Source organism: Bradyrhizobium denitrificans (genome assembly GCF_013179005.1).
Lineage (GTDB): Bacteria > Pseudomonadota > Alphaproteobacteria > Rhizobiales > Xanthobacteraceae > Bradyrhizobium > Bradyrhizobium denitrificans.
Map to the genome: position 1 here is coordinate 189097 of NZ_JABFDP010000017.1, position 7337 is coordinate 196433.

The following is a 7337-nucleotide window of genomic DNA, read 5'->3' on the forward strand; positions in this document are numbered from 1 at the left end:
GAGAGGCGCGCACGGCAGCAGGCATGGAGCGCGGGGCCGCGCACATCATGTTTTGCGGTCGAGCCGGCGTGAAACGACGATTAGTCCCGCTTCGCCCGTGCCCCGAACCGCCGAAAAGTTTCGGAGGGCAGCTCGCCGAACAACCCACGATAGTAGGAGGTAAAGCGGCTCCAATGCCAGAACCCCCACCGCGCCGCGATATCTCCGATCGAGGGCTGCACGCTGTTGCCGGCCAATGCCCGCAGTTCACGGCGAACGGCGTTGAGTCGAACCACACGCAGGAATTGCGTCGGGGCCAACCCGAATGCTCCCTGAAAGCCGTCCTGCAAGCTCCGGCGGCTGACACCGAGTTGCCGGCACAGATCGGAAATGGTCGGCGCCGCGTCTGGACAGGCCAGAACGAGCTCCCGGGCGCGATCTGCCAAGCGGCGTTGCAAGGTCAAGCTCGTCAACGACCGTCGTCGCGACACGCGCAAAGATCGCATAAAGGCATGCAACAAATCGTCCTCGAGCGTGCGCCGGCATTGTTCGAAATCCAAAACCCGCTCGGTGATGCCGCTGTCGCCGCAAAGCTGGAGACTCACATCCTTGACGATCGACAGACTCGTCGGCTCGAGTTGCAGACAAGCAAGTTGTCGCTTACTGATCAGCGTGTCGGCCAATTCGGATTCGCCGAGCTCTGTCAACCAACGCAGGAGGTGGGCCTTGTCGACCGCCAAGCTCGCGACATCGAGATATTGCGGGGTCCGAATGGACGGAAGGATTCCGCCGCCGAGCAGACAAGGGTCTGGGTACCCGATCATGTGGCCATTGACGTAGCCCGGCCCGGACGCCTGCAGAGGCTGCGAGAAAACGATCTGATCGTCGCCTGTCTCCACTTCCTTCAACAGCGCCTGCGTCGTCCGCTCGCGAATGAATTGAATATTATCGAGATGCAGCCCAGCAACCTCGGCTTTCAGCCGCCCCGGCGAGAGTTGCTGCAGGCGAATTTTCCATCCGCCCAGACTCTTCACCTGATCGAGGGCATCCTCCGATTGCCGCAATACGAAGCGTGGCGCGAACGTCTGTAGAGGCTGGGATTCAGGCGGCACTGACAGTCCCTCCGGTCGTAGGGCGCTTTTCCGCATGGTCATGCGAGTTGCACGCTCAACTCTCCGGCGATCAGCAAAGCGCCCCCAGCTCGACGCAGATGCGGATCCTGAAGTCCGGATGCCGATCGCAAACGCTAGCCTTGATGCCAGCAATAATCAATAAGGCCGGAACACCGCCGATCGGGGCTGGCGCAGGGTGCGAGGAGCGCACGAACCGCGCCCCGGGCGAGGCGGCAATGCACCTCTCTTGTGCGCCTGCAACTGCAGGGATCAGTCCGCACCGGCTCGGCTCATCAAGAGTCCCGCCGCCGCGGCCGGATCATTCTCATCAGCACGGCCGCGGCGTGCTGATCTCAGGCCGCTCCCGCACCGGCCATCAAGCGCGCCATGGTGGTGGCCTGGAAGCTCGGCCGTGCCTCCAGCCGTTCGATCCACGCGACGAGATTGGAATAGGCGGCGGTCAAGCTCGTCCATTCCGGCGTCAACGACAAGAAGCTCGCCTGCGGCGCGACCTGGAGGTCGGCGAGCGACAGCTGCCCGCCGGCCATGAAGGGCTGGTCTCCGAGCAGCCGCGACAGCTCCGCGAACACGGTCCGGGCCTGCGGCATGGCACGCTCGATCACAGCTTCATCCGGCGTGGTGCCGAAGAGCTGCGGGCCGACGATGCGCTGAAAGGCGATGACGCTGCAGACACCTTGAAACAGGTACCAGTCGCTGATGTTCATCACCTGATCCATCCGCGCCGCCTGCCTCAGATCGGCGGGCGTCAGGACAGGCTCGGGACACACGCGATCGAGATAGCGCAGGATGGCCTGGGTCTCGTAGAGCACGAAGCCGTCGTGATCGAGCGTCGGCACGCGGCCGAACGGATGGCGCGCGAGATGAGCCGGCGTGTTGGAGTCGCCCGGCGCCAGCGCCGCGAGCCGATACCGTGCGCCTTTCTCTTCCAGCGCAATCAGCACGCTGCGCCCAAACGGACTTCCCGGCACGGAGTGAACGACGAACTCGGACATCACGATCTCCACGTTGATGATGAGTTGCTCAAGACGGCGTAGCCTGGTGTTCCGCCGCTGCCACGAAGCGCTGCAGCAGGCCCGGCCAGCCGCCATCCACATCCCTGCGCATCGATGCGCCGGCCGCCTCGCCCATCGTCTCGAATCTGTGGTGCAGCAGCTCGACCCGCGTTGTCTCGGCGGTCTCGGCGAAGAAGCGCACATCGACCTCCGAACGCATCGCCGCATCCGGCTTCCATTGCGCATCGACCTGCCACAGCATGACGAAGCGATGCGGCGGCTCCCAGAGCGTAATGGTCGCGACCGCCGTCTCGGTACCGTCCTCGGCGATCTCCAGCCAGCGGCCGCCGAGCCTGGGCTGCATCAGCACTTTGCTGATCGGCTTTCGGCCGACGCCATGCGTATGCGGCCACCATTGCGTCAGACCGCTGGTGAAGACCGCGAAGGCATGGTCGATCGGCGCCCTGACACGGACCTGCTTCTGCACCGGCGCGATCATCGCTCGCTCATTCATCCGTCTTGCCTTTCATCTGCCGGTGCGATCGCTCCGCTTCGATCTTGAACGCCAGCAGGGCATCGTCCCAGAAGCCATCGAGCCACTCACGCAGCTCGGCGAGCCCTTCCCTTCGCAGCGCGTAGATGCGACGGGCGCCTTCGCTGTGCTCCTCGACCAGGCCAGCGTCCTTCAACACCTTCAAATGCTGCGACACCGCGGGCCGCGACACCGGCAATCCCGCCGCAATGGCGTTGACCGGCCGAGGGCCGTCGCGAAGGCGCTCGAACACCTGCCGCCGCGTCGGATCTGCAAGCACGGTCAATGTCGTTCCGTAAGCCATGGCTTACCGTAAGTTACAGCTTACATCATGTCAAGCGCGTCGCCAAAGCAAGGCCGAGCAGATCTCACCACCGGCAGTTGCAGCGGGAAACCATTTGGTAACCAAACTGCCAGCAAGTTGGAGCCGAGGGTCGCCGCCAGCCGAGTCGACGGCATGCAACGCGTGCAGCGGTCATCGCTGGAGAGGACACATGCTGGGTTTCCGCAGCCGCAAGAACGACCAAACGGATGCTCCTGCCCTGTTGGACGCCGCGCTCGAGGCCTTCCAGGACACTTTGGCGCAGTGCCTCGACGACTGGGCCGCGGGCAAGCTCGACCGCGACGTCGCCGATCTCAACGCGGCAGCGCTGCGCGCCAAGATCAAGCCTGAACTCATCGAGGCAATCCATCGCCTGAGCGCTGCGCTTGCCGCGCGCGCCTCCCAGGATCTGGATTCCATCGTCGATCTCTGCATCAACAGCAACGAGGCCTCGATCAGCGCCGCGCGCCTGATCGGCGCCTCGAACAATCAATCGGAGCGCTGCCAGAGTCTTGCCTCCGCGTCGGTCGAGCTGCAGGCCTCGGTCCAGACCATCAGCGCGACGACGACCGTAGCAGCCAATGAGGCGGCCGCGACCAGGCGGGCGGTGGAGGATAGCGTGACGGCGGTGCGTCACACGCTGCAGACCATGAACGGAATTGCGAGCTCGGTGCGGGACACCTCGTCCAAGATCGCCGATCTCAGCGCGGCCTCGGCAGAGATCGGCTCGATCGTCGGCACCATCGATGCGATCGCCAATCAGACCAATCTGCTGGCGCTGAACGCCACCATCGAAGCCGCACGCGCGGGCGAGTTCGGCAGGGGTTTTGCCGTCGTCGCCGCCGAGGTGAAGAACCTGTCACAGCAGACCACGAAGGCCACCGAGGACATCAAGGGCCGCATCGAACGGCTGCAGGCGGAGATGAGCGGCATCGTCGAGGCGATGGCCGGCGGAGCCAAGGCCGTCGAGATCGGCATGACCGAAATGACCAATCTGGCACAGACCATCGACGAGGCCGGAACCCGCACCGCCATGGTCAGCGCCAAGATGGACGAGATCTCCGGCATTCTCACCGAGCAGAACGCGGCCACCGACGAGGTGGCGCAGGGCATCACCCTCATCGCGGATCTGGCCACGGCCAATGCGAACGAGGTGATGTCGCTGGCCGACACGATGGGCAAGACCGATGCGAAGGTCGGCAACATGCTGAACGAGATCGCCAAGCTCTCACTCGACAATCAGGTGGTGCGGCTCGCCAAGGCCGACCACGTGATCTGGAAGAAGCGGCTGGTCGACATGTCCGTCGGTCGGCTGCAGCTCAGGACCGACGAACTCAGTGACCATCACAATTGCCGTCTCGGCAAATGGTACTATGGCGAGGCCGGCCAGCGCCTCGCCGGCGACGCCGCATTCCGCCGCCTCGAACGCCCGCATGAAGCGGTGCACCGCCACGGCAAGGAAGCCGCGCGGCTGTTCAGCGCGGGCCACATCGACGAGGCGCTCAACGAGATCGGCAAGGTCGAGATCGCCTCGACCGAGGTGCTGGCGGCGCTGGATCAGATCAGAGTATAAGCCTCGTCTCGCATAGTCTCTTGCAGCCCGCATGAGCGATAGCCAGCGCGCGCGAACCGCGCTGACGACAGCGACATGCGGGGTCTCCCTGTACCATCCGCATCGCCAGGCGCCGGGGTTCGGCCGTCACGGCCGCGCCCATCGGCCGGGAATGCCCCTGCTCGCAAGCAAGGCCACCTTATTCGCTCTTGTCGACGTTCCAGAACACGGGCACCGCCTGCCCTTCCAACATGCCGGTGATCGATTTCCGCCAGGCGCTCGGTGCGAACCACTGGCCCAGCGGGACGTAGATCACCTGATCGTAGATCTCCTGCTGAATATCGGCGGCGATCTTCTTCTGCTCGGCAAGGCCGGGAGCGCGGGCAAAGGCGTCGCGCAGCTCCTCGATCTTCGGATCGTTCGGCCAGCCGAACGGACTCTTCTGGCCGCGGGCGCTGACAAAGGTGCTGCCGATCGGATTGCCGGAATCGGCGATCACCGAATTGGTGAAGAACATGTTCCAGCCGCCTTCCTTCGGCGGCTTCTGGCTGGCGCGGCGCGTCACCACGGTCTGCCAGTCGGTGGTCTGAAGATCGACCTTGAAGCCGGCGGCGCGCAACNGGTGGTCTGAAGATCGACCTTGAAGCCGGCGGCGCGCAACAGCTGCGCGGCGACGACCGGCTGGGCCTTCAAGGTGATCGCATCACCGGGCGCCAGGATGACCACCGGCGTGCCGTCGTAGCCGGCCTCGGCGAGCAGCTTCTTGGCCTGCTCGACGCCATTGCCCTTGACCAGGGTCTCTGAGCCGACATCGGTCTCGAGCGGCGTGCCGCAGCCGAACACCGCGCCGCAGACGCGGTAGAATTTCGGCGTGCCGACCAGCGCGTCGAGCACGTCCTTCTGGTTCAGCGCCAGGAACGCCGCGCGGCGCAGCTTCACATTGTCGAATGGCGGAAACAGGAAGTTCATCCGGCCCAGCGTTTGATAGCCGAACTTGTTCAGCACGTTCATGGTGAGATCGGGATTGGCGGCCAGCACCGGCTCCAGATCCATCGGCGGAAATTCCATGAAGTCGATGTCGCCGGCCTGCAGCGCATTCACCGCCGTCTGCGCATCGGGCATCGAGATCCATTCGACGCGGTCGACCTTCACCACCTTGCCGCCGGCCGTCCAGCTCGGCGGCTCCTTGCGCGGCACGTAGTCGGTGTTCTTCTCATAGATCGCCTTCACGCCGGGCTGGAATTCGCTCTTCACGAATTTGAACGGGCCGGAACCGACCTGCTCGGTGATCTGCTGATTGGCCGGCGTTTCGGCCAGACGCTTCGGCATCATGAACGGCACGTAGGACGACGGCTTGCCGATCGATTCCAGAACCAGGCCGTAAGGCTGCTTCAGCTTCAGCGTGATCGTCTTGGCATCGGTGGCCTCGAGCGAGGCCGTCGCCTCCATCAGCTTCTGGCCCATGCTGTCATTGACGCTCCAGCGCTTCAACGAGGCGATGCAGTCCTCCGCAGTGACCGGCGTGCCGTCGTGCCATTTCAGGCCGTCGCGCAGAGTGAAAGTGTAAGTGAGCTTGTCGTCCGAGACCTTCCATTCCGCCATCTGCGGCTGCACCTGGAAATTGGCGTCGGTGCCGAGCAAGGTGTCGTAGACCATGTAGCCGTGATCGCGGGTGATGTAGGCCGGCGTGAACACCGGATCGATCACGCGCAGATCGGAATGCATCACCGCCGTGATCGTCTTCTTGCCGGCCGCGAGTGCCCCCGGCGCGAGCCCTGCCGAGGACAGCGCCATGACTGAGGCGACGAGCCATGAAACGAGCGCGGAGGACGACCGGCGCGGAGAATGTGACATGCGATCTCTCTTGACGTGAAGCTTTCATCGAACCGCTTGGCGCAGGCGCAAGCCGTCCTTCATCGCCGAGACTTGCAGCAGTTCCCCCGCGCGTCAATCGCCAGAGACGCATGGGCGGCGACGACCAACGATGCATGGCATGCCGGCGTGACGATCACGTCCCGCGTTCTGGAACTCGGCGGCTGCTCGCTCGTTTTCCAGCCAACGCAAGGAGCTCTTGATGCCCAACCAAGCCGCCGCCCCCGAGCGCAATCGCCCGACACCGCCGCCGCCTCGGCCGCCATCCCAGGATCCGGTCACGCCGCCACTGATCGTCGACGGCGTGGAGGCCGTCCGCGATCCACATTGTTGATGAGGGCCAGGTCGCTCATGGGCGACAGGGTGCGAAGTCGCGTGGGCGATCGCGATTGCGGGCTCCCGCCTGCTCTCCGCCGTCATTGCGAGGGCGGCGTCGCTGTGCTCGCAATGACGCGGGGCGCGATCTTGGCTCCAAGCAGGCCGCGTCGATCCAGTCAGATCGGTCTCCGCATGAGCAACAGCCTGCGCCATCACCGGCGAAAGCCGCTGCTCATCCAGATCACGACGCCGGCCTACTCCTTCTTGTCGATGTTCCAGAACACCGGCGTCGCCGGACCGTCCAGCACGCCGGTCAAGGATTTGCGCCAGACACTCGGCTGGAGGTACTGGCCGAGCGGGATGTAGATCACGTGCTCATAGTTCAGCTTCTGGATCTCGGCGGCGATCTTCTTCTGCTCGTCCGGCGAAGACGCGCGCGCATAGCCGTCGCGCAGCTTCTCGATCTCGGCATCCTCGGCCCAGCCGAACCAGCCGCCCTTGGTGCCCCGGCCGCCGACAGAGACGTTGACGACGGGATTGGCGACGTCGGCACCGACCCAGTTGGTGAAGAACATGTTCCAGCCGCCGTCCTTGACCGGCTTCTGGCTGGCGCGGCGCGTCACCACGGTCTGCCAGT

6 protein-coding genes and 2 pseudogenes are annotated in these 7337 nt (G+C 64.5%); 2 read left to right on the forward strand and 6 right to left on the reverse strand.

Annotated elements, in window-relative coordinates; genetic code table 11:
* Positions 1-80 precede the first annotated feature (80 nt).
* From HL671_RS38955 to HL671_RS20390, 4 genes are all read right to left on the reverse strand, one after another.
* Entirely contained in the window at positions 81-1091 is a 1011-nt protein-coding gene (locus HL671_RS38955; RefSeq protein WP_168167916.1) for a helix-turn-helix domain-containing protein, read from the reverse strand.
* Positions 1092-1444: 353 nt separating this feature from the next.
* On the reverse strand, positions 1445-2104 hold the full coding sequence (locus HL671_RS20380; RefSeq protein WP_172238010.1) for a glutathione S-transferase family protein: 660 nt from the start codon (positions 2102-2104) through the stop codon (positions 1445-1447).
* Positions 2105-2132: 28 nt separating this feature from the next.
* Positions 2133-2618, reverse strand: a complete 486-nt coding sequence (locus HL671_RS20385; RefSeq protein WP_246705897.1) for an SRPBCC family protein — start codon at positions 2616-2618, stop codon at positions 2133-2135.
* Complete coding sequence (locus HL671_RS20390; protein WP_172238013.1) at positions 2611-2940, reverse strand: ArsR/SmtB family transcription factor; 330 nt, start codon at positions 2938-2940, stop codon at positions 2611-2613. The genes HL671_RS20385 and HL671_RS20390 overlap by 8 nt, the downstream gene beginning before the upstream one ends.
* Positions 2941-3130: 190 nt before the next feature.
* Between HL671_RS20390 and HL671_RS20395 the strand changes: the two genes are divergently transcribed.
* Positions 3131-4531, forward strand: a complete 1401-nt coding sequence (locus tag HL671_RS20395; protein ID WP_172238016.1) for a methyl-accepting chemotaxis protein — start codon at positions 3131-3133, stop codon at positions 4529-4531.
* A gap of 178 nt (positions 4532-4709) precedes the next feature.
* Here the strand turns inward: HL671_RS20395 and HL671_RS20400 are convergent.
* Positions 4710-6364: pseudogene (locus HL671_RS20400) on the reverse strand (ABC transporter substrate-binding protein).
* A gap of 220 nt (positions 6365-6584) precedes the next feature.
* Here HL671_RS20400 and HL671_RS38810 point away from each other — a divergent pair.
* Positions 6585-6716 carry a hypothetical protein gene (locus HL671_RS38810; RefSeq protein WP_256374667.1) on the forward strand — a complete coding sequence of 44 codons (132 nt, stop codon included), beginning with the start codon at positions 6585-6587 and terminating at the stop codon, positions 6714-6716.
* 238 nt (positions 6717-6954) lie between these two features.
* On the opposite strand, the pseudogene HL671_RS20405 reads toward HL671_RS38810, so the two are convergent.
* Positions 6955-7337 (reverse strand): annotated as a pseudogene (locus HL671_RS20405) (ABC transporter substrate-binding protein); the annotation flags it as partial.

Coding starts and splice junctions, on each gene's coding strand:
- HL671_RS38810 (WP_256374667.1), top strand. CDS start 6,585: ATGCCCAACCAAGCCGCCGCCCCCGAGCGCAATCGCCCGACACCGCCG.
- HL671_RS20385 (WP_246705897.1), bottom strand. CDS start 2,618: ATGAATGAGCGAGCGATGATCGCGCCGGTGCAGAAGCAGGTCCGTGTC.
- HL671_RS20395 (WP_172238016.1), top strand. CDS start 3,131: ATGCTGGGTTTCCGCAGCCGCAAGAACGACCAAACGGATGCTCCTGCC.
- HL671_RS20390 (WP_172238013.1), bottom strand. CDS start 2,940: ATGGCTTACGGAACGACATTGACCGTGCTTGCAGATCCGACGCGGCGG.
- HL671_RS20380 (WP_172238010.1), bottom strand. CDS start 2,104: ATGTCCGAGTTCGTCGTTCACTCCGTGCCGGGAAGTCCGTTTGGGCGC.